The 22,753-nt window shown below is 72.7% G+C and carries 11 protein-coding genes; 4 read left to right on the top strand and 7 right to left on the bottom strand.

What is annotated here, in order from left to right; genetic code table 11:
* Positions 1–97: 97 nt before the first annotated feature.
* The 3 genes from Q3Y56_RS05965 (at position 98) to Q3Y56_RS05975 (ending at position 3,932) form a co-directional block, all read left to right on the top strand.
* A complete protein-coding gene (locus Q3Y56_RS05965) occupies positions 98–1,117 on the top strand; it encodes an NAD(P)/FAD-dependent oxidoreductase (RefSeq protein ID WP_304460910.1) in 1,020 nt (339 codons plus the stop codon).
* A gap of 117 nt (positions 1,118–1,234) precedes the next feature.
* Positions 1,235–1,666, top strand: a complete 432-nt coding sequence (locus Q3Y56_RS05970) for a protein phosphatase (protein WP_304460911.1) — start codon at positions 1,235–1,237, stop codon at positions 1,664–1,666.
* A gap of 190 nt (positions 1,667–1,856) precedes the next feature.
* Entirely contained in the window at positions 1,857–3,932 is a 2,076-nt protein-coding gene (locus Q3Y56_RS05975) for a helicase-associated domain-containing protein (protein ID WP_304460912.1), read from the top strand.
* A gap of 95 nt (positions 3,933–4,027) precedes the next feature.
* On the opposite strand, the gene Q3Y56_RS05980 is transcribed toward Q3Y56_RS05975, so the two are convergent.
* Positions 4,028–4,438: a DUF3995 domain-containing protein gene (locus Q3Y56_RS05980; RefSeq protein WP_304460913.1), complete on the bottom strand. Its 411-nt coding sequence runs from the start codon at positions 4,436–4,438 to the stop codon at positions 4,028–4,030.
* Positions 4,439–4,568: 130 nt separating this feature from the next.
* Between Q3Y56_RS05980 and Q3Y56_RS05985 the strand changes: the two genes are divergently transcribed.
* Positions 4,569–5,135, top strand: coding sequence for a TetR/AcrR family transcriptional regulator (locus tag Q3Y56_RS05985; protein WP_304460914.1), 567 nt, complete (start codon positions 4,569–4,571; stop codon positions 5,133–5,135).
* 73 nt (positions 5,136–5,208) lie between these two features.
* Here the strand turns inward: Q3Y56_RS05985 and Q3Y56_RS05990 are convergent, their stop codons facing one another.
* The 6 genes from Q3Y56_RS05990 to Q3Y56_RS06015 form a co-directional block, all read right to left on the bottom strand.
* Complete coding sequence (locus Q3Y56_RS05990) at positions 5,209–6,267, bottom strand: NADP-dependent oxidoreductase (protein ID WP_304460915.1); 1,059 nt, start codon at positions 6,265–6,267, stop codon at positions 5,209–5,211.
* A gap of 28 nt (positions 6,268–6,295) precedes the next feature.
* Positions 6,296–7,987: an NAD(P)/FAD-dependent oxidoreductase gene (locus Q3Y56_RS05995; RefSeq protein ID WP_304460916.1), complete on the bottom strand. Its 1,692-nt coding sequence runs from the start codon at positions 7,985–7,987 to the stop codon at positions 6,296–6,298.
* Positions 7,988–8,052: 65 nt separating this feature from the next.
* A complete protein-coding gene (locus Q3Y56_RS06000; RefSeq protein ID WP_304460917.1) occupies positions 8,053–9,720 on the bottom strand; it encodes an NAD(P)/FAD-dependent oxidoreductase in 1,668 nt (555 codons plus the stop codon).
* The gene (locus Q3Y56_RS06005; RefSeq protein WP_304460918.1) at positions 9,710–19,150 is read right to left on the bottom strand and encodes a non-ribosomal peptide synthetase/type I polyketide synthase; all 9,441 of its coding nucleotides are present in this window, start codon (positions 19,148–19,150) and stop codon (positions 9,710–9,712) included. Before Q3Y56_RS06005 ends, Q3Y56_RS06000 begins: the two co-directional genes overlap by 11 nt.
* Before the next feature lie 363 nt (positions 19,151–19,513).
* Positions 19,514–20,707: a glycosyltransferase gene (locus tag Q3Y56_RS06010; RefSeq protein ID WP_304460919.1), complete on the bottom strand. Its 1,194-nt coding sequence runs from the start codon at positions 20,705–20,707 to the stop codon at positions 19,514–19,516.
* A gap of 272 nt (positions 20,708–20,979) precedes the next feature.
* Positions 20,980–22,503, bottom strand: a complete 1,524-nt coding sequence (locus Q3Y56_RS06015; RefSeq protein WP_304460920.1) for an exopolysaccharide biosynthesis polyprenyl glycosylphosphotransferase — start codon at positions 22,501–22,503, stop codon at positions 20,980–20,982.
* Positions 22,504–22,753: the final 250 nt, after the last annotated feature.

A 22,753-nucleotide genomic window follows, 5' to 3' on the forward strand; every position in this document is an offset into this window, starting at 1 on the left:
GGGAACGGCGCGCCGCCGGACCCGGCCGGATGGCGAAGTACCCCGAATGGCACATGTCTTAGGGAATCGGGCGGTACAGCCCCTAGAGTCGGCGGTCGTGATCGACCTGCTTGTCGCCGGCGGCGGCCCGGCCGGGCTGGCCTGTGCGATCGGAGCCGCGCGCGCCGGGCTGGACGTCGCGGTCCTCGAACCGCGTCCCGCGCCGATCGACAAGGCCTGCGGTGAGGGCCTGATGCCCGGCGCCGTCCACGCCCTGCGCGCCCTCGGCGTGGCGGCCGCCGGTCGGCCGCTGCGCGGCATCCGCTACCTCGACGGCAGGCACACCGCCGAAGCGGCGTTCCCGGCCGCCACCGGCCCGGGGCTCGGCGTGCGGCGCACCGTCCTGCACGGCGCGCTCGCCGCCCGCGCCGCCGCCCTCGGCATCCCCGTCCTGCCCCGGCCCGCGGGCCCCGTCGTCCAGCGCGGCGACCGGGTCACGGCGGCCGGGATCGCCGCCCGCTACCTGGCCGCCGCCGACGGCCTGCACTCGCCCGTGCGCCGCGCGCTCGGCCTCCAGGCCGCGGCGCCCTCCCCCGCCCGGTACGGGCTCCGCCGGCACTACGAGGTCGCGCCGTGGAGCAGTTGCGTCGAGGTCCACTGGGGCCCGGACGCGGAGGCGTACATCACGCCGGTCGGCCGGGAACTGGTCGGTGTCGCGCTCCTGACCACCCGTCGTGGCGGTTTCGACGAGCAGCTCGCCCGCTTCCCGCACCTGGTCCGCCGGCTCGCCGCGGGGGCGCCCGGCCAGGTGCGCGGGGCCGGCCCGATGCGGCAGAGCGCCCGGCGCCGGGTCGCGGGCCGGGTGCTGCTGGTCGGCGACGCCGCCGGCTACGTCGACGCGCTCACCGGCGAGGGCATCGCGCTCGCCCTCGCCGGTGCCGCCGCCCTGGTGGACTGTGTGCGCCGCGACCGCCCCGAGGCGTACGAGGCGGCGTGGCGCCGGGCCTCGCGCCGCCACCGCCTCCTGACCGCGGCCCTCTTGCGGGCCCGCCACCACCCGCTGCTGGCTCCTCGCATCGTTCCCGCGGCGGCCCGCTGGCCCGCAGCCTTCCGCCGGGCCGTCGGCGCGCTCGCCTGAGCGGAGCACAGAACCTGAGCGGAGCGCAGAATCCGAGCGGGGACACGAGCCAGGTGTGCGTCGGCGGGGGGGCTACGCTCGCACCATGGCCCCGACAGTGGGGGCTACGCTCACACCATGTCCTCGACATGGGAGTCCTCGGCGGCCGGTGTGCTGCGACTGCCCTCGGGCCGGCTCATCCGGGGCCGCGGCCTGAGGCACCCGTTTCCGCAGGGCCCGCGGCCCGCGTTCGCGCTCTACCTGCTGGGTCACCGGCCCCCCGCCGTGGCATGGGAGCACCGATGGGTGCGCTGGCCCGACTTCTGGCTGCCGTCCGACCGCGGTACGGCCGCCGACGCGCTACGCGAAGCATGGGCGCGCGCCGAGGCCGAGCGCGTCGAGATCGCCTGCGCGGGCGGGCACGGACGCACCGGCACCGCGCTGGCCTGCATCGCCGTACTCGACGGGGTGCCGGGCGACCGGGCGGTCGCCTACGTCCGGGAGCACTACGCCCCGCGCGCCGTCGAGACGCCCTGGCAGCGCCGTTTCGTCTCCCGCTTCCACCCGTAGCCGGCATCGCGCGACCGCCGTGGACGAGTTCGCTGATCCGTGAGGTGGCCGTCCGACGGAGCCGTTACGGTGGGCGCCTCATCCGTCACGGCGCTTCGGCAGGTTGAGGTGGTGATCCCCCATCAGCACGTCTCCCGGTCCGGCGCTCGCCGCCTGGCTGCGGACGCTCGGCGCCGAGCGGCTGTGCCGGGTGCTGGCCGCGCGCCCCGATGCCGTGGGCGGGCCGCGGCCGCGGTCGCTGGGCGAACTGGCCGAGCGGTTGCTGCGGCCCGCCGCCGTGGCGCGGGTCGTCCCGCTGCTGCCGCTGCCCGTGCTGCAGACCGCCGAGGCGCTGGCCGCGCTGGGAACTCCCGTATCCGGCAGCGCGCTTGAGAAGCTGCTGGGCGCACCCTGCGACAAGGGGCCGCTGGCGGCGGCGCTGCGCACCCTGGGCGACCACGCACTGGTGTGGGCCTCGGCCGATGGGCGGCTGCGTATGGCACCCGCGCTGCACCAGCGGTGGCCGGCCCCGCTCGGACTCCAGGCCCGGCTCGGCGCGCTGCTGTCCGACCGGAGCTCCGAGGAACTGCGCCAGATCGCCGAGGTGTTGGGCCGCGCCCCCGCGAAGGCCAAGGCCGAGCGCCTCGAACAGGTCCTGGAGCACCACCGCGATCCCGAGCGGGTCAGGGCGCTGGTGGACACGGCGCCGGACGGGACGCGGAAGCTGCTGTACGAGCGCTGCGAGGGCGGGCCCGAGGGCCTCGCGTCCCATGGGCCGCGGTACGGCGACGAGCGGTGGGCCACCGACCGCGCCCTGCTGGTGCGCCCGCGCTTCGGGTCGCAGGCCGTCATGCCCGCCGAGGTCGCACTGGCCCTGCGCGGCCCCGGCTGGCACGCGCCGTTCGACCCGCTGCCGCCCAAGCCCGACCTGCGCCCGCTGGACCCCGCCGACGTGGCGCGCGAGGCGGCTGCCCTCGCCGCGGAGTTGACCGGGCACGCCGCCGCGCTGCTCGCCGTGTGCGCGCGCCGGCCCCCGGCTCAGCTGCGCGGCGGCGGAATCGGTGCCCGCGAGCTGGCCAGGCTGGGCGGGGCGGCGCAGTGCCCGGAGCCGGTGGTGCGGCTGGTGCTGGCGTGCGCGTACGCGGGCGGCCTGGTGGCCCGCGACGGGGAGGCGGTGCCGGTCACCGCAGCGTACGACGCGTGGGCCGCGCGGGAACCGGCCGAGCAGTACGTCCATTTGCTGCGCGCCTGGTGGGCCCTCGGCCGCGAGCCGACGCGCGCCCACGACGCGGACGGCAGGCCGCTGCCCGCGCTGGACACCGCACCGCCCGTCGCGGCGTGCGCCCGGCTCCGCCGCGGCCTGCTCGCGGCGGCGGCGCGCCTTCCCGCCACCTGCGGCGTCCGGGACCCGGCCGCCTGGGGGAGGGTGCTGGCCTGGCATCATCCGCTCGCTCCGGCGCGTCCGCAGGAAGCGGCGCCGTTCGCCGCGCTGGTGCGCGAGGCCGGACTCCTCGGCGTGCTGGCGCACGGCGGGCTCTCCCCGCTCGGCGCCGCCCTGCACGCGGAGGGTGCGGATGACACCGTGAGGGACGGCGCACCGGAGGACCTGTCGGCCTGCGCGCGGCGCCTGCTGCCCGCGGCCGTCGACCGCGCCCGGATCGGTGCGGACCTGACAGCGGTGGTCCCCGGCGTCCCCTCGGCTCACCTGGCCGCCGTCCTGGACGCGGTCGCCACGCGGGAGGCGCGCGGGACGGCCTCGGTCTGGCGGTTCAGCGCGGCCTCCGTCCGCAGGGCGCTGGACGAGCACCGCGACGCGCAGGCCATCACCGCCGATCTGGCCGCCATCGCGACGGGCGAACTCCCCCAGCCCCTGACGTATCTGATCGCCGACACCGCCCGCCGCCACGGTCGCATCCGGGTCGCCAGGGCGGGCTGCGTCATCCACGGCGTGGAGCCCGAGCTGCTGGCCGAGGTCGCCGCTCACCGCCGACTGGCCGGGCTCGGGCTGCGCCCGCTGACCCCGACGGTGCTGCTCTCCCCCGTGCCGCTGGAGGAGACCCTCGCGGTCCTGCGCGCCGAGGGATACGCGCCGGTCGGCGAGGAGGCCGACGGAAGTCTCCACACCGAGCGCCCGGAGCCGCGGCGCGCGGGCCCCGCGAGCGCGAAGCCTGCCGCGGTCCCGCGCCCGCGCCGCGACGCCGCGGCCCGCGCGGGCGGTCGCGCACCCCGGCCGCCCGCCCCCGAACTCGCCGAGCTGGCCACCCGCTTGCTCGCGGCCCCGGACTGACAGCGCGGGCGGCGACCCGGCGGGGGACGGGGAGTCAGAGGTGATTTCTGCTTACGTGATCCCCCGGAAGGCGCCCCTCGCATGAAGGCCCGAGGCTAACGCCTGCTCGCGGATACCGCGACAATGCCGCCCAGGGCGGCAAGTGCCACACACAGTGGCGAGTACAGGACAGAGTTCAACCGCTGGAATTCGCCGGCCGCTCCGGAGTTCATGAAGTAACCACCCAGGCCACGGGCGAGCAGCACCGCCGTCAAGCCGTACATGCCCACCAATCGCAGCCATTCCGGGCCGATTGCCGGGATGGACTCGTTCACCATGAGGGTGAGCACAGCGCCACCGATCAGCGCCAGGCCCACCAGAACGGTGCTCGGCGCCGACGGCATCCTGCCATCGTCGCTGCCGCCGATCGTCTTGGTGAACGTCATCGCATCCTTCATCGGCCAGGGGGAGAACGCCCAGATGAAGTGCAACAAGCCGATTGCCATGAGGACAAGTGCCAACACCATAGGGACCACCGTGCGGACCATACTCAGCGCCTCCGACTCCCTCATCTATACGGCATCGTATAAATGAGAGCCTAGCACCCATCTATACGATGCCGTACAGATGGGTGATCGAAGCAGAACGGAGCAGATCATGGCGGTGGCTCGCACCCCGCGTCACAAGTGGATCGACGAAGGACTGCGTGCGCTCGCGGCAGGCGGCCCGGATGCCGTCCAGATCGAGGCGCTGGCGAAGGCTCTGGGCGTGTCCAAGGGCGGCTTCTACGGATACTTCTCGGACCGGCGCGCCCTCCTTGAGGAGATGCTCGACCGCTGGGAACGCGAGATCACCGACGACCTGGAAGCACGCGTCGAGAAGGAAGGCGGCGACGCGAAAGCCCGGCTGCGCCACCTGTTCGCGATCGTCGACACCGGTGACGGGCTCGACACGGACATCACGACCGACCTGGCGATTCGCGACTGGGCCCGGCGCGATCCGGCGGTCGCCGAACGCGTTCGGCGCGTCGACAACCGCCACATGGACTACCTGCGTTCGCTGTTCCGCGCCTTCTGCGCCGACGAGGACGAAGTCGAGGCACGCTGCCTGATCACCTTCTCGCTGTACATCGCCGACCGGTTCATCTTCGCCGACAACGGCGATCGCAGCCGTGCCGACGTCCAGGAACTGACAACGAGGTGGTTGCTCGACTCTCCGCGCTGAGCAGTCCCGCCGGCCGGGGCCTGACCGCGGGGCGGCGCCCCCGCGGACGGAACCGCGGGGGTACGCGCCCGCGCTAGAGCTGGACGATCACCTTCCCCCGGGTCGACGCACGGTCCACATACAGGCTCCGATAGGCGCCGGGGATCGCGTCGAACCCCTGGTGGACGGTCTGGTGGTAGGCGATCTCACCCCGGCGGACCAGGTCGCCCACCTCGGCGTGGAGCGCCGCGAAGTCCGCCTCCGTGTACCAGTCCTGGGCGTAGATGCCGCGGATGGTGGTGCGCGGGCGCAGGATGTACTCCAGCAGGCGCGGGCCGTACCGGTCGCCGCCGACGGTGGTGTCCCACTGCCAGGACACCGCGACCTGGCTGTACCGGTTGAGCATGGTGAACACCGCGTCCGTGATGCCGCCGCCCATGTTGTCGAAGTACTTGTCGACACCGTTCGGGGCCGCGTCCCGCAGCGCGGGGAGGACCTTCTCGACGTCGTCGCCCTGCTGGTAGTGGACGACCGCGTCGAAGCCCAGGCCGGTGAGGTACGCCGCCTTCTGCGGGGTGCCCGTGGTGCCGACGACGCGGGCGCCGGCGCGCTTGGCCAGTTGGCCGACGAGGCTTCCGATGGCGCCGGACGCGCCGCTGACCACGACCGTGTCACCGGGCCGGACGGTGAAGAACTTCGTCATCGCGCCCCAGGCGGTCAGCCCCGCCACGCCCAGGACACCCAGCGCCGTCGTGATCGGCAGCGTCTCGTCGTAGGCCGCCGGGTCCAGCTTGCGCATCGGTGTGACGTCGAACCGGAAGAAGTCGTTGGGCTCCCACACATACGCCTTGCCGTCGCTGACGACGTGGCTGCGCCAGCCGCCGAACCCCTCCACCACGTCGCCGGGGCGGAAGGGGGCGCGAGGCCCCGCGTCCAGCACATCCATGATCGACAGCCCTCGCGCCCAGTCACCGATCGGCGTCATCTGGGCGAGGCCGTTCAGATAGGGGTCGAGCGAGACGTACCGGGTCTTGAGGAGCATCTCGTCGTCGCGCAGCCGGACGTCGACCTCCTCCACCACCTTCTCGTAGACGTCGTCGACGTCAGGTACGCCCTCGACGTGCTTGCGGACCACCCATTTCTCGATCTTCATTCTGTCCTTTCCGTGCCCGGTGGACGGATCAGCGTGCGGTGGACGGGATCGGCTCGCGGTGGTGCGGGGAGGGTGTCTGCCCTCCTACGGGAATGACGACATGGGTCGGCGGAGGCGCGCTGTCGTCGATGGTGGCCGTGAACTCCTTGCCGTCGTCCCGGCAGACGAACTGCATGACCTGCCGTCCGGCGGCCGCGGCCCTGATGAGGCCGCCCGTGGTGGCCCAGACACCGGAGATGTAGAAGTTCTCCAGTCCGGGCAGCTTCGGCCCGTGCTTCTTGGTGAGTTCCTCCAGCGCCTCGCTGCTTTCGCCGAAGGGAAGCCAGCCCGCGATGGACCCGTCGTAATTCCCGGTGTACCGGACCTGGGTGAGGGGGGTCGCCAGATCGCGTACCGCGATGGATTCCCGCAACCCCGGGAACCGCTCGTCCAGGAACTCCACCAGCGCATCGCGCACCTGGTGCTTGGCCGCGTAATAGCCGCGCCCGTGCCGCAGCGGGAGGGTGTGCACGGTCTCTCCCCGGTGCCTTCGGGTGTTCTGCTCCGGGCGTCCTTCGTTCACGGCCCGCCAGGGGGCGGTCTCGGAGAAGTACGTGGCGTAGACGACCGTCGTCTCGCGCGGCGACAGCTCCGGGTAGTGCACGCTGCGGAACTGGACGTTGACGCTCGGATGGCGGAGACCGGTCAGCTTCGCCGCCTGCACCTGGTCCAGCAGGAACGTCGTGCACGGCTCGCCCTGCGGGAAAGGCTGCCTCAGGCCGAGGAACAGCATGACGTAGCCGGGGAAGACCTGGCCCGGTTCCTTGATGGTGTGCGTGAACAGGTCCTCGTACTCCCCTTGGAGGTAGCAGCCCTTGAGGAGCTTCGTCGTGGCGGTGTAGCCGTCGCACGCCGACACCACGATGTCGGCGCGGTGCTCGCTGCCGTCGCTGAGCCGCACGCCCACCGCCCGGTCGTTCTCGACGAGGACCTCCTCGACCTTGGCGTTGTACGTCACCTTGCCGCCCAGCCGCAGGTAGCGCTGCTCGACGGACCGGGAGAGGCCGAGCGAGCCGCCCTCGGGAACCCCGGCCGAATGGTTGGCGTGCGAGGCGAGCTGGAAATAGAACGGCAGCAGCGGGAAGCCGGGGTGCTTCTCGTAGAGGATGAAGTTGAACGCCTCCCGCAGCAGCGGCTCCCGGAACCTCGCCGAGAAGTCCGACATCATCGTCGCCATGGATTTGCGCAGGACGTTGACGTACGGGAGGAAGGACGCCAGCATCCGGTAGCGCTCGAACCGGCCCATCAGGCCGACCGGTTTGAGGAACGGATAGGCGGTCATGCACCTGCGGAAAGCGCGCAGGCTGTCGCAGAACTGCCGGATCAGCTTGCCGTCGGCGGGCGAGATCGCGGTCAGGTGGGCCTGCAACCGGTCCGGGTCGGAGTAGAAGTAGACCGCCCTGCCGTCCGTGGCGCGCACGATGTTGAAGACGTCGAAATGGCGCATCTGCTTGCCCTGGAGCGCACCGAGTTCCAGCCAGATCTGGTGCATCTCGCTGTTGCCGGGGCCGCTGCCGAGCAGCCAGCTGATGCAGCAGTCGAAGGTGAAGTCGCCGCGGTCCCAGGCGGTGCAGCAGCCCCCCGGTATCTCGTGCATCTCGAAGATCTGGGTCCGGTACCCGTTCATCTGCGCGTAGGCGCCGGTGGAGAGTCCGCCGATGCCGCCGCCGATGATGATCATTGTTTCTCTGTTCCGTCGCGTCCGCGACATTGCCCAAGACCTCCTCGGGTCCTTCTGGTGGTCGGCTAGCCGACGGGCCACGTGTCCAGTTGCGGCAGATAGCCGAGCTTGTCGCGGTGCCAGGGTTCGCCGCCGGGGCTCTCCCACGCCCGGAATCCGAGCCCCAGCTCCTCGCAGACGTACTGGGTGACGTAGCGGCCCGCGGAGGCGGTGCGGATCAGGCTGCCACCGCCGATCCACTGCCCGGTCATGGAGAAGCCCCGCAGCCCCGGCAGGCGCATCCGGTCCTTGTTGACCAGCTTGTTCGCCAGGTCCTCCGCTTTGGTGAACGACTTCCAGGCGAGGATGGACCCGTTGAAGTTGCCGGTGTAGCGCAGGGTGGTGGCCGGTGAGGCCACGTCGACCGTCTCGATGCGGTCGCCGATCCCCGGATGGTGCCGCTCCAGGAATGTCCGTACGAAGTCGACGACCTGCCGCTTGCGGGCCCAGTACTCCTTGCGGTCGGTGCTGCGCAGCGTCTTCCAGTAGTCGAAGTCGCTGAAGTAGGTGCAGTGGATCACCGACTTGCCGGGCGGGGCGAACCCGTCGGAGTAGCGCGAGCGCAGCTGCACCACGATGCTGTTCTGCATCACGGCCGGGAGTTCCTTGCTGTCCTCCTCGGACAGCAGATAGGTGGTGGCGTGCCGGGCGTCGGGGTCGACGTCGCCGTCCAGGCCCACGAACGCGGAGACCACCCCCGGATACAGGATGTCCGGTTCGTGGAGCATCTCGTTGTAGAGCGTGTCGATCGTGGGGCTGGTGTATCGCCCGCCCAGCATGCCGTAGATCGTGGTGTATCCGTCGCAGGCCGAGATGACGTGGTCGGCGTAGTGCCGGGTGCCGTTCTTGAGTTCCACACCGATCGCGCGGCCGTCCTCGACGAGAATGTTGGCGACGCGCGCGCGGTAGTCGACGCGGCCGCCCAGCGAGGTGTACCGCTCCTCGATGGACCGGGCCAGGCCCAGCGATCCGCCCTGCGGGAAGCCGGCGTTGCCGTGGTACGCGCTGGCCATGTTGAACAGGTACGGCAGCAGCGGGAAGACCTCGTGGTCCTGGTAGAAGATGTTGGGGAACGCCTTGCGCAGCAGGGGGTCCTGGAACTTGCCGCACCACTTCTCCATGGAGGTGGCGGCGGTGCGCCAGAACAGCCGGAAGGCCGGGAGCACGGTGCGCAGCATGCTGAGCTTCTCGCGCGCCGTCCGCAGCGGCGGCGGTGTGAGGAACGGGTAGAGGTTGACGTTGATGAAGCGCCGCAGGTCCCGGCAGAAGCCGCGGATCAGCGGCGCGTCCACGGGCGAGATCTCCAGCAGGTGGCGCTCCAGCCGGTCGGGGTCGTTGTAGAACGTCACCGAGCGGCCGTCCTCCCCGACGACGGTGTTGAACATCTCGAAGTTCGCGATCGTCTTGCCGTCGAGGGCGCCGAGCTCGCGCCAGATCCGGGCAGCGTCGTTGTTCGCTCCGGTGCCGGTCAGCCACTCGATGCAGTAGTCGAAGATGTAGCCGTCGCGCGCCCAGGCGGTGCAGCAGCCGCCGGGCAGGACGTGCTTTTCGAGGATGCGGGTCTCCATCCCGCTCATCTGGGAGTAGCAGCCGGTGGCCATGCCGCTGATGCCGGCTCCGATGATGAGGACCCTGGGCTTGGCTCCGGGGGCGCGGTCCCGGCGGCTCCAGACCGGTCCGTTGTCACGCGGCACGCGTGTCACCTCCCGTGAGGGCGTCGCGGAGAAGGTCGGCGTTGTGCGCTATGTGCTCCGGGTCGAGCATGTCGGCGTGGCGGCCGAAGCCCTGGAGCACCGCGGTGGACGTGGTGGAGCTGCCGTGCCAGGTGCCGCGCTCGCCCGCCGCGTAGAACGCCGCCTTCTCCTGGTCGGAGATGACGCTGACCGGGGCGCTGACCGCGCCCAGGTTGGGGGTGCGGCTGCAGAAGTAGATGTACTCCCTGGCCTGGTCGAGGGTCTCCTTGGCGACGATGTCCGAGCCGGTGTGCTTGCGCAGGTGCTCGCCGAGCTCCTGCTCGAAGGCCGCGAAGTGCTCGCTGCCCAGCTCGAACGCCTCGGCGATGCGGTACGAGTCCATGATGACGACGCCTGGCACGTGCCGGCCGCGCCCCTCCAGCTCCTTGGCGACCTCGAAGGCGAGGTTGCCGCCGAGCGAGTAGCCGAACAGGACGCAGGAGCCGTCCGGCTGGAGGGACTCGACGAGGTCGGCGTAGCGGGTCACCTTGGCGTCGCCGTCGAGGTAGTTGAACGCGACGAAGTCGAACTCCGGCAGGTGGGCGGCGAACTGGCGGTAGACCAGGCCGTGTCCGCCGGCCGGCGGGAACCCGAAGATGGTCCGGGTGTCGCCGTCCCGCTGCTGCGTGGCGTTGAACCTCAGGTAGGGCTGGGCCCCGGCGATCCTGCCGGTGATGATGTGCTCGACGGTCTTGGCCATGCCGTGCAGGGTCGTCACCTTGAACAGGTGGCTGACCGGGATGGTGATGGCGAACTCGCGCTGGAGGTTGTAGATCAGCTCGATCAGCTTGATGGAGCTGCCGCCGATCTCGAAGAAGTCATGGCCGAGGCCGACCTGCTCCAGGTCGAGCAGCGCCTTCCAGTGCTCGGCCATCCGGACCTCGTACAAGGTCACCGGTGGTTCGTGGGCCTGGTCGTCGGCGTCGGTCCGCGGAGCGGGCAGCGCGGCGGCGTCGACCTTGCCGTTCGGGGTGAGCGGCAGCGCGGGCAGCTCCACGAAGTGGGTCGGGATGAGATGCGTCGGCAGGTACCCGGCCAGGTGCCGGCGCAGCGCGCGCCGGTCGAGGGTCTCCCCCGCGGCCGGGACGCAGTAGGCGCACAGCGCGGTCTCGCCGACGACGTCCCGCGTCACGGTGACGACGGCCTCGGCGAGCGCCGGCCACAGCGCCAGCTGCGATTCGATCTCGCCGAGCTCGACGCGGTGGCCGCGTACCTTGACCTGGCTGTCGGCGCGGCCCAGCAGTTCCACGCCGCCTTCGGCGTCCCAGCGGGCGAGGTCGCCGGTGCGGTACAGGCGTAAGGCCGCGGAGTCGGCGGCGGGTGCCAGGGTGACGAAGCGCTCCGCGGTCTGCTCCGGGTCGCCGGCGTAGCCGAGTGCGACGCCCTCGCCGCCGATCCACAGTTCGCCGGGCACGCCGGGGGCGACCGGCCGGCGCTGTTCGTCGAGGATGTACAGGGTGCTGTTGGGGAAGGGCCGTCCGATGGGCACCATGCGGCTCGGCTCCAGATGGTCGGCCGGGCCTTCGAAGTAGGTGCTGTCGATGGTGGCCTCGCTGAGCCCGTAGGAGTTGATCACGCGGGTGCCGGGCCCGCACAGGTCGCGCAGCCGCTGGTACTCCTCGACCTTCCAGGCGTCGGAGCCGACGATCAGCAGCCGCATGAAGTCCAGGCGCTTGTCCTCGCGGGCGCAGTGGGCCATCAGGCCGCGGACGACGGCGGGCACGAACTCGGCGCAGTCGACCCGCTCGGCGAGCATGGTCTCGTACAGCCTGACCGTGTTGAAGAGCAGTTCGCGGCCGACGAGGACCAGGGTGCCGCCGGAGCACAGGGCCCGGACCAGGTCGCCGGTGAAGACGTCGAAGGAGAAGCCGGCCATCTGGAGGTGGACACCGGGGGCGCGGTCCAGGCCGTACTCCCGGCGCCAGGCGGCGTAGGCCGAGGCCAGGTTGCGGTGGCTGACCTGGACGGCTTTGGGCCGGCCGGTGGAGCCGGAGGTGTGGATGACGTACGCCGGGTCGTCCGGGCCGGTGGTGACCGGGAGGTCGGGCGCCTCGGTGGCCGCGTCCTGCGGCCGGTGCAGTTCGGTGAGCGACGCGACGTCGGTGGTCAGCCCGGTCAGCCGGTCGCGTGCGGAGTCGTCGGCCACGACGAGCGCGGCGCCGGCGCCTTGGATCATGTCGGCGAGCCGGTCGGCCGGGTGGTCGGGGTCCAGCGGGAGGTAGACGCCGCCCGCCTTGAGCACGGCCAGCAGGGTGACGATGAGTTCGGGCGACTTGTCCAGGCACAGCGCCACCACCGCGCCGTCGCGGATGCCGCGCTCGCGCAGCCGCCCGGCCACATGGCGGGCGCGCCGCTCCAGTTCGGCGTAGGCCATGCGCCGGGTGGCGCCGGACTCGGCGGGCGCGGAGACCGCGATGGCCTCGGGGTGTTCGGCCGCGGCCCGGCTGATGAGCTGGTGGACGGGGGTGCCGTGATCGACCGTGTGCCCGGCGCCGCTCCAGGTGCCGAGGATGTGCGCGCGCTCCTCGTGGGCGAGCATGTCGAGCTGCCGGACGGGCCGGTCCCCGGTGGCCCGGGTCAGCTCGTCGAGGACGTTGACGTAGTGCGCGACCAGGCGCCGCATGGTCGCGGGCAGGAACAGGTCGGTGTTGTACTTGAAGACGCAGTGGAAGCGCCGCTCGGCCTCGTCCTCGTAGGCGGACAGCGTGAGGTCGAACTGGCCCTCTTCTTCAGGGAGTTCGATGTACTCCAGGCGGTAGCCGTACTTCTCGGTGGCCACCTTGTGGGTGAGCAGGATGAACATCGCCTGGAAGACGGCCGAGCGGCTGGGGTCGTGCTGGAGGCCGAGCTTCTCCACGAGCAGCACGAACGGGTACTCCTGGTTGTCCAGGCCGCCGAGGACGGTCTCGCGGACCTGCTGGAGCAGCTCGGCGACGGTGGGCGTGCCCGCCAGGTTCACGTGCAGCGGCAGCGGGTTGACGAAGTAGCCGTAGACGCCGGCGAACTCCTCCTGGGTGCGGCCGGTGACGGGGCTGCCGACGATGATGTCGTCCTGTCCGGAATACCGGTGCAGCAGCACGTAGTAGGCGCTGAGCAGGACCATGAACACGGTGACGTTGTGCTCGCGGGCCAGGGCGTGGACGCGGGCGCTGAGGTCGGTGTCGAGGACGAAGAACTCGGACGCGCCGTTGTGGGTCTGCACGGCGGGGCGGGGCTTGTCGGTGGGCAGGCTGAGGACCGGCACCTCGGCGGGCAGGTGGGATGTCCAGTAGTCGAGCATCCTGCGGGCGTCGCGTCCGGCGAGGAACTGGTTCTGCCAGTTGAGGAAGTCCAGGTAGCGGGCGGTCACGGGGGACAGTTCGGCCTGCCGTCCCTGGCGCAGGCCCTCGTAGACGGCGAGGAGCTCCTCGATGAAGGTGAAGGTCGAGATGGCGTCGGAGACGATGTGGTGGACGGCCTTCATGATGATCCAGCGGTCCTTGGCCCGTTTGAACAGGCGGAACCGCACCAGCGGGTCCCGCTCCAGGTCGTAGGGCTTGCGGTACTCGCGGATGATCATCTGGTGGATGTCGTCCCACGCGTGGTCCTGGACGTCGAACAGGGCGAGGTCCGGCTCGGTGGCGGACGAGATCTTCTGCACCGCCTGGCCCGTGTCGAGGACGAAGTTGGCGCGCAGGCTGGGGTGCCGCTCGATGACGGTGCGCACCGCCTGGAACATCAGCTCCGGGTCGAGTTCGACCCGTACCTCCACGGCGCCGCCGATGTTGTAGGCGAAGCCGTCCGGGTTGAGCTGTTTGAGGAACCACAGGGCCTTCTGGTTCTGGGTGAGCGGATAGCGCTGCTCGTCGGTGAACACCTCGACGGCCCCCGTGTCGGCGCCGCCGTCGCCGCCGGCCGCGACCAGTTCCGTCAGCTGGTCGCGGAGCTGGGCGGTCAGCTCGTGGACGGGGGCGTTGCCGAGCAGGGCCACCACCGGGAGCGCGACGCCCAGTTCGGTGTGGATGCGGGCCCGCAGCTCCATCGCCAGCAGGGAGTCCAGGCCGAGGGCGCCCAGTCCGACGGCGGGGTCGACCTGTTCGCGGGTGACGCTCATGACGCCCGCGACGAGGCCGGTGAAGTGCTCGGTGAGGAGGGCCTGGCGCTGCTCCTCGTCCGCGTCGCGGAAGGCGTCGAGGAAGCTGCTGGTCTCGCCCGCCTCGGTGCTCTCCCCCGCGGTGGCCAGGTCGGCGACCAGCGGCGGCGGCGAGGCGTACCAGGAGAGGAAGACGGGCCAGTCCACGACCGTGGCGACCATCAGCTGGGCCCGGTCCTGGCCGATGACGCGCTCTAGTACGGCCATGCCGGCGTCGGGGGACAGCGAGCTCATGCCGCGGCTGTTGCGGTAGTGGTCGATGAGCCCGAGTTCCTCGATCATGCCGGTGGCCCAGGGGCCCCAGTCCAGGCTCAGCGCGGGCAGGCCATGGGCGCGCCGGTGGTGCGCGAGGGCGTCCAGGAACGCGTTTCCGGCGGCGTAGTTGGTCTGGCCCGCGGTGGTGAGCAGGGAGGCGATGGAGGCGAAGAGGACGAAGTGGTCGAGTGGTTCCTCGCTCAGGTGGCGGTGGAGCAGATAGGCGCCGACGACCTTCGGGTCGTGTACGGCGTCGAAGACCTTGCGGTCCATCTCCGGCAGCAGCGTGTCGCGGACCTGGCCGGCGAGGTGGAAGACGCCGCGGATCGGCGGGGCGTCGGTGCGCCGGTACTCCGCCAGCCAGGCGGTCAGGGCCGCCTCGTCGGTGATGTCGAGCGGCGCCGGGATCGGCTGCGCGCCCAGCGCTTCCAGTTCCTTGAGGAAGCGTACGTTCCGGCCGACGGCGGTGTCGGGGTCGGTGTGCCGCCACTGGTCGCGCGGTGGCAGGGCGGTCCGTCCTACGAGGATGAGCCGGCGGGCGCCGCGTGTGACGAGGGTGCGGCACAGCAGTCGGCCGAGGGCGCCGAACGCGCCGGTGACGAGATAGCTGCCGTCGGGGCGCAGCCGCAGCGGCAGCGGGTGGGTGAGGCCGGTGGCCTGCGCGAGCCGGCTGGTGTAGCGGCGGCCGCCGCGCAGGGCGATCTCGTCCTCGCCGCCCTCGGCGATCTCGCGCAGTAGGTCCTGGGCCTCGGCGCGGCGGGCCTCGGGGTCCGCGCCGTGGGCGGGGTCGAGGTCGATCAGGGTGCCGCGGTGGCCGGTCAGCTCCTGGTACCACAGCACCCGGCCGACGCCCCAGGCCGGGGCGGCGAGCGGGGCGACGGTGTCGTCGGGGCGGACGGCCTGGGCGCCGCGGGTGACGATGTGCAGCCGGCCGCCGGCCCCGGTGGCCGCCATGGCCTGGGCGAGGGCGATCAGGGAGTAGGTGCCGGTGCCGTTGTGGGCGGCGAGGGCGGCGTGGTCGGTCGCGTCGAGGGGCGGCAGGTCGAGGTTCCACAGATGGACGACGGTGTCGAACGGGGCGCCGCCGGGCGGGCCGTCGGCGGCGGCGCCGAGGTCGGTCAGCAGCCGTGTGAGGTCGGCCGCCGAGCCCGGTTCGACGGTGGAGTGGCGCCGGTCGTCGCCGAGGTGGTAGCCGGTGCCGGGGCGTACGAGGTGGCAGCGGCCGCCGTCCGCGGTGATCTGGGCCGCCAGTTCGTCGGCAATGCCCTGGGCGTCGGCGAGGATCAGCCAGCCGCCTCCGCCGCGCGCGGGCGGTTCGGCGATGCGCGGGACGTCGGCGGGTCCGGTCGCGGCGGCCGCGGTGGCCAGGGGCCGCTCGGTCCAGGCGACTTCGGTGAGCCACTTGTCGATGGTGCCGCGGGCGACGGTGGTGGACGCCTTCTCGACGTCGGCGGCGCGGAATCCGCTGATCCGGCCCAGTGGCGTGCCGTCGTCGGCGTACACGGCGATGTCGCCGAGGAGTTCGTCGCCGTCCCGGTGGGTGAGGGTGGCGTGCGCCCACAGCGGCTGGTCCCCGACGGGGTCGAGGCGGACCTCGCCGATGGACAGCGGCAGCCGGATGCCGGTGCCGCCGGTGTCCGCCCGCAGGATCTGCGGGGTCAGCAGGGACTGGAAGCAGGCGTCCATCAGGACAGGGTGGACGTGGTGGCGGCCGGCGTCGTCGCCGATGGGCGCGGTGGGGCGGATTCTGGCCAGTGCCTCGTCCGCGCCGATCCACACCTCCTCGATGCCCTGGAACGCCGGTCCGTAGTGGTAGCCCAGGGAGGCGAGGGCGGCGTAGACGCCGGGGCCCTCCAGGTGGCGGTCGGCGCGCTCGCGGATGGCGTCGGGCTCCAGCGGGGCGGTGTCGCGGCGGCGCTGCCCGGCCCGTACGACGCCGCCCGCGTGCACCGTGCGGTCGTCCGGGTCGCCGGTGACGGTGGCGATGGTGAACGCGGCGCCTTCGGTGGAGAAAGACAGCTGGACGGTCCTGGCCTCGCCGTCGGGGAGGAACAGGGCCTTGCGCAGCTCGATGTCGGCGAGCGCCGCCTGGGTGCCACCGGTCATGGCGCGTACGGCCTGGGTCGCCATCTCCAGGTAGCCGGCGGCCGGGAAGAGGGCGTTGCCCTGGATGCGGTGGTCGTCGAGGTAGGGCATCGTCTCGACGTCGAGCCGGGCTTCCCAGGTGGGTTCGGCGTTGGCGGTGCGGCGGCCGAGCAGCGGGTGGTCCTGCTCGCCGAGCCGGATCTGCCGTACGGGGGCGGGCTCGACCCAGTAGCGGTCGCGTTTGAACGGGTAGCGCGGCAGCGGCACGGGGCGGCCCGCGGGGTGCAGGACGTCCCACGCGATGTCGACGCCTGCGTTGTGCAGGGTGGCCAGCGACAGGGTGAATCGGGCGGTCTCGTCCTCCTGGCGGCGGATCGAGGGCAGCGTCACGGCCTCGTCGGGTGCGCCGCCGCGGGCCGCGAAGCATTCCTGGATGGAGTGACCGAGGACGGGGTGCGGTCCGATCTCCAGGAAGAGGCGGTGGCCGTCGTCGGCGAGGCGGTCGACGGCGGCGCGGAAGTGGACGCTGTCGCGGACGTTCTTCCACCAGTAGGCGGCGTCCAGCTCGGTGCCGTGCGCGTCGGCCCGCGTGCCGGTGAGATACAGCGGCAGCCGGGCGGGCCGGGGCTGGATGTCGGCGAGGGAGGACAGCAGTTCGTCCTTGATCATGTCCATGCGGGCGCTGTGGTACGGCACGCGGACCTGGAGGAACTTGGCGAAGACCTGCTCGGCCTGGAGCTCGGCGGCCAGGTGGGCGAGGGCGTCCTGGTCACCGGCGAGGGTGATCGCGGTCGGGCTGTTGACGGCGGCTACGGAGACCGCGTCCCCGTAAGGCGCGACCCGCGCTGCCGCCTCCTCCTCGGTCAGGCTGACGGCGAGCATGGTGCCGGTGTCGACGAGCTTCTGCTGGAGCCTGCTGCGGTGGACGACGACCGTGACCGCGTCCTGGAGGCTGTAGACCCCGGCCTCGTAGAAGGCGGCGGCCTCGCCGGTGCTGTGTCCGACGACGGCGTCGGGCGTCACGCCGTACGACCTCCACAGGGCGGCGAGTCCGGCCTGGACGGCGAAGTTGGCGGGCTGGGCCAGCCAGGTCTGGCTCATCTTGGAGTCCGCCTCCTCGGCGTGCATCTCCTCGATGAGGGACCAGCCGGTGAGCTTGCCCATCTCCCGGTCGATGCGCTCGACCGTCTCGCGGTACACCGGTTCGCTGGCGAACAGCCCGCGGCCCATGGCCCACCACTGCGGGCCCATCCCGGTGAAGACCCAGGCCAGGCGGCGGCGCGCCGGAGCCAGGGTCTGACCGAGGACCACCTGGGGGTGGGTCTCGCCGCGCTCGTAGGCGGCCAGGGCCTCGTCGAGGCCGGTGCGCGATCCGTACACCACCGACAGGCGGGCCTCGTGGTGCTGGCGGCGGTGGGCGAGCGTGTGGCCGAGGTCGGCCAGCGGCACGGGGGGCGCGCCGTGGGCGCCGGCCAGCTCCCGGCGGATGCCGCGGACGAGTTCGGGCAGGACGGCCGGGTCGCGCGCGGTCAGCGGGAGGATGGACAGCCCGGTGCGCTCCGCCGCCCCGGCCGCCCACGACGGCTGGGGGGTGCGCGTCGGCGGGGCCTCTTCCAGCAGGACATGAGCGTTGGTGCCGCCGAAGCCGAAGGAGTTCACGCCCGCGCGCGCGGGCCCCTCGTGGTCGGGCCATGCGGTGGGCCGGGTGGGGATCCGGTACGGCAGCGCGTCGAGGTCGATCTCCGGGTTGATCCGGTCCAGGTTGATGTGCGGCGGGATCGTACGGTGCTTGAGGGACAGGGCGGTCTTGATCAGCCCGGCGATGCCGGCGGCGGATTCGGTGTGCCCGATGTTCGTCTTGACCGAGCCGACGTAGGTCGTGCTGCCCGGGGTGCGGCCGATGGACAGGGCTCTGCCGAGCGCGGCCGCCTCGATCGGGTCGCCGACGGGGGTGGAGGTGCCGTGCGCCTCGACGTACTGGAGGCTGCCGGGCGCGATGCCGGCTTCGGCGCAGACCCGCTCGATGAGGGAGACCTGGGCGTCGGCGCTGGGCACGGTGATGCCGGCTGTGTGCCCGTCCTGGTTGACGCCGCTGCCGATGATCACGGCGTGGACGGGGTCGCCGTCGCGCAGTGCGTCGTCCAGCCGTTTGAGCGCGACGACGCCGACCCCCTCGGCGCGCACATAGCCGTCGGCGGCGGCGTCGAAGGTGCGCGACCGGCCGTCCGGTGAGAGGAACCCGCCCTTGGTCTCCGCGATGGTGTACTGCGGCGCCATGTGCAGCAGCGTGCCGCCCGCGAGCGCGAGACCGATCTCGCCGCGGGCCAGGGCCTGGCAGGCGAGGTGCACGGCCACCAGGGAGGAACTGCACGCGGTGTCGACGGAGAGGCTGGGGCCGCGGAAGTCGAAGCAGTACGAGATGCGGTTCGACACCATCGTCATCATGGTGCCGGTGGCGGTGTGGGCGGCGAGGGTGTCGAAGCTGAGGTCGGAGAACTGCAGGATCTTGTAGTCGAGGGTGAACGCGCCGACGTAGACGCCGATGTCGCCGCCCGCCAGCTCGGCGGGGATCTGCCCGCCGTCCTCCAGCGCCTCCCAGGCCACCTCCAGCAGCTTGCGCTGCTGCGGGTCCATGTGGTGGGCCTCGCGCGGGCTGATGCCGAAGAAGGCCGGGTCGAACTCGTCGAATCCGTCGATGTAGCCGCCGCGGCCGCCGACGAACCGGCCGGGCTTGGCCTTGTCCCGGCTGCCCAGCGTCGCCACGTCGTAGCGGTCGGCGGGTGCCGGGGTGATGCAGTCCTTGCCATCGATCAGGTTCTGCCAGAACGTCCGGTAGTCCGATGCGTTTCCGGGCAGTCGGCAGCCGATGCCGATGATCGCTATCTTGTCGCGAGATGCGGCATTGCGTGGGTCCGTCACCGTCAAGTCCTCGAATCTGGCGCTGCGGCGCGAAGCATGGGATGGCGATCGCCAAGTGCTTTGTCCTGCGTGGCAATTGATAGCCGCAGCGACTTGAGAGGCACTCAAAATGAACGGCGGACGGACTTCCGTTTGGACGGAGATCCGGCACGGCTGGGGATGGGCGCCGGACCTCCGCCATTCGGCGGTCCCGCTGGGGTCAGGGCACGCCGAAGGGAACCGGCGTCGCGGGGTGAGGTGCGCCATCCGATTCCGCGTCATGTCTATCCAGGCCGCCGACCGCCTGCAACGGCCACTACAGGAACCTGCCAGCGGCCTATGCGGAAACGGTCGCCCCTTCGGGAAACCGGCCCGGGGGAACGGTCATCTCCTCGGATCGGACAGGGCGGGGAACGGCCGCTGCGGTGCGGCGGGCACCGGCCCGTTGCCGCAGCCCGCCGGCCCGTGGGCGGCCGTGCGGTCGTACAGCGCCATGAGGCGGTGGGCGGTGCGCCGGATCGCGTAGCGCTCGACCGCCGGGGGGACGGGGAGCCGGCGCGGTCCCGCGGCGGCGTGTTCCCGCAGGGCGGCGGCGAGCGGGGCCGGGTCGGCGGCGATCCGGCGGGCGCCGGGCGCGGCCTCGGGCGGCAGCTCGTCGACGGCGGGGCAGGCGGTGTACAGGACGGGCAGCCCGGCGGCGAGGGCCTCGACCACGGCGAGCCCGAACGCCTCCGCCGAGGAGGGCGAGACGAAGACGTCCATGGCGGCCAGGAGGCCGGGGATGTCGGCGGGCGGGTCCCCCGCGGTCTCGACCGCTCCGTCGCGTTCGCCGAGCAGCCGCACCCGGTCGGTGGCGCCGAGCCGTACGGCCAGGGCGCGCAGCCGGTGGCGTTCGGGTCCGTCGCCGACGAGCAGCAGCCGCGCCCCGGGCACGTCGGCGACCGCGCGCAGCAGCAGGTCGTAGCGCTTGCGGGGCACCAGGCGGCCTACCGCGCCGACGACGAAGTGGTCCGGCCGGAGCCCGAGCCGGGCGCGGGCGGCGGCGCGGGCCGCGGGTTCGAAGCGGAAGTGGCGGGCGTCGATGCCGTGCGGGATGAGGTGGATCCGGCTGCTGGGCACCCCCCATGCGCGCAGCCGGTCGGCGACGGTCGCGGAGACCGCCACGGTGGCCGAGCCCAGCCGCTCGGTGGCGAGGTACAGACCTCGGGCGGCGGTCGGCGGGCGGCTCGCGCCACGGGTGCCGCCCAGGGAGTGCTCGGTGGCGACGACGGCGGTCACGCCCGCGAGGCGGGCGGCGATGCGGCCGTAAATGCAGGCGCGGGTCAGGTGGGTGTGCACCAGGTCGTAGCCACCGGCCCGGATCGTCCGCACCAGGCGGGGCAGGGCGGTCAGATCGCGGTCGCCGCCCATGCCCAGGTGGGTGACGGGCGTGCCGTCGGCGCGGATCCCGTGGGCGACCGCGCCGGGGTCGGTGAGGGTGACGACGTCGCAGCGTACGGGCAGGTGGCGCAGCAGGAGCCGCAGTTGCTGCTCGGCGCCGCCCGCGCCGAGGCCGGTGATGATGTGCAGGACTCGCATCCGGGCGCTCCGGTCGGTTCGGTGTGGCCACCCGGCGTACGGACAGCGGCGGTGCATCCCGTGCAAAGTGCATCCGTCGCGTCATCCGTACGCCGGGTCCCCTGTGCTCATTACCGGCGCCTCCGCCTGGTGTATCCGCCGAGCGGGCGGCGGCGCCGGTCGTCGACGCGCCTCATCATCAGACCCTTGCGGTGGTCCGGGGTGGTGCCCTGGGCCGACGCCCGGGTACGGCGGCCGACACCGGCTCGCGGAGGGGTTCGGTGGCCGCCATGTCAGCTCCTGCCGCGCCGGAGCACGAAGCGCGCGGTGCGCAGCAGGATGCGCACGTCGCCCCAGAGCGTCCAGGTGTCGATGTAGTGGTTGTCGAAGCGCGCCCGGTCCTCGATGGAGGTGTCGCCGCGCAGCCCGTGCAGCTGGGCCAGGCCGGTGATGCCGACCGGCATCCGGTGCCGGAACGCGTAACCGGGGTGCGCCTGGCTGAACTGCCGTACGAAGTGCGGGCGCTCGGGACGGGGGCCGACCAGGCTCATGTCGCCGCGCAGCACGTTCCACAGCTGCGGGAGGTCGTCCAGCCAGGTGCGGCGCAGCAGGCGCCCGACAGCGCCGACCCGCTGGTCGGCGGCGGCGTTCCACACGGTCGCGGACGCCTCGGCGTCGGTGTCGGCGTCGGTGCCGGCGGGCAGGGTGCGGAACTTGAGCATGGTGAAGGTGCGGCCGTGGCGGCCGACCCGTTCCTGGCGGAAGACCACGCCGCGTCCGACGGAGAACCGTACGGCGACGGCGCACAGCAGCATCAGGGGCAGCGCGATCGGCAGCAGGGGCAGGGCGATGGCGATGTCCAGGGCGCGTTTGCCGAGGACGGCCAGGCGGCGGGGGCGCGGCGGGTCCAGACGGCGGTAGGTGTAGCCCCAGATGTGGTCGGATCCGCCGCCCGGCAGCCAGACGGTGCAGCCCTGCCCGGTGAGCAGGCGGACGAGGGCGGCGCGGGAGGGGGCGCTCTCGGGGCCGCGGGTGAACACCGCGTGCCGTACGGCGTTGCGGGTGACCGTGCGGGCGATGTCCTCGGCCGAGTCCAGGACGGGCAGCGGGTACGGGGCCGACTCCGGCCCGGCGGCGGGGCCGACCTGACCGCCCGGTCCGGCCGCTCCGCCCGGACCGGCCGGACCGGTGGCGATGAGGGCGACCGGCCGCATGCCGTACTCGGGTAGTCCGTGCAGGGCCTCGGCCAGCCGCCACGCGGCCGGTCCCGAGCCGACGATCAGCGTGGGCCGCGGATGGCGGCGGCGGTCGCGGCGCAGCGCCCGGTAGACCACGCCGCGCCCGACGCAGACCAGCAGCCAATGGCTGGTCACGAGGATGGCCAGGAGCGGCCATCGGAGGGTTCGGGCCGGATCGATCGTCGCGACGGCGGCGCCCGCCAGCAGCCATGCGAGCGCGCAGTGGCGCAGCAGGCGCGGCGCCTCGTCCAGTGCGGAGAGCTGGCGTCCGGGCCGGTGGAGGCCGCCGCGTGCGGCCAGGCAGACGGCGGCGGCCAGGGCCGGGCCGAGCGCGACGGCGGCCCTGCGGGGGTCGCCGAGCAGCGGCGCGGCGGCGGCGACGGCGGCCGCGCAGTCGACGGTGACGAGCCGGGCGGTGGCGCGCACCACCCGGGTGGGCGCGGTGCGCCGGGCGGGGGCGGGGCCGGGTTCGGAGTCGGGGCGCCGTGGGGCGTGCACGGCGGCGGCCTGCCGGGGCGCCGTCGCCTGCGGCGAGCGGAGCTGCCCGGGCGGGGGCGCGCCCGCGTTGTCGGTGGTCATGGCGCGTCGGCCTCCCCTCGATCGGAGCGGGGGCGCCCGACGGCGTACGGGAGGGCGCCGGCACGCGGTCGGACGGCAGCCGCCGGGAGGGCGCCGGCACGTGGTCGGGCGGCCCATGGGCGGGCGGCGACACGGCGTGGGCCATCGGCCGACTGGGCGCGCACCAGGCCGGTGATCAGCGGACCGGTGCCACCCCCTGGGACCGGCTGACGCGCGGCATCGTCAGCGTCCGTTCGAGGTGGCGGCGGTC

This window comes from Streptomyces sp. XD-27, from assembly GCF_030553055.1.
GTDB lineage: Bacteria > Actinomycetota > Actinomycetes > Streptomycetales > Streptomycetaceae > Streptomyces.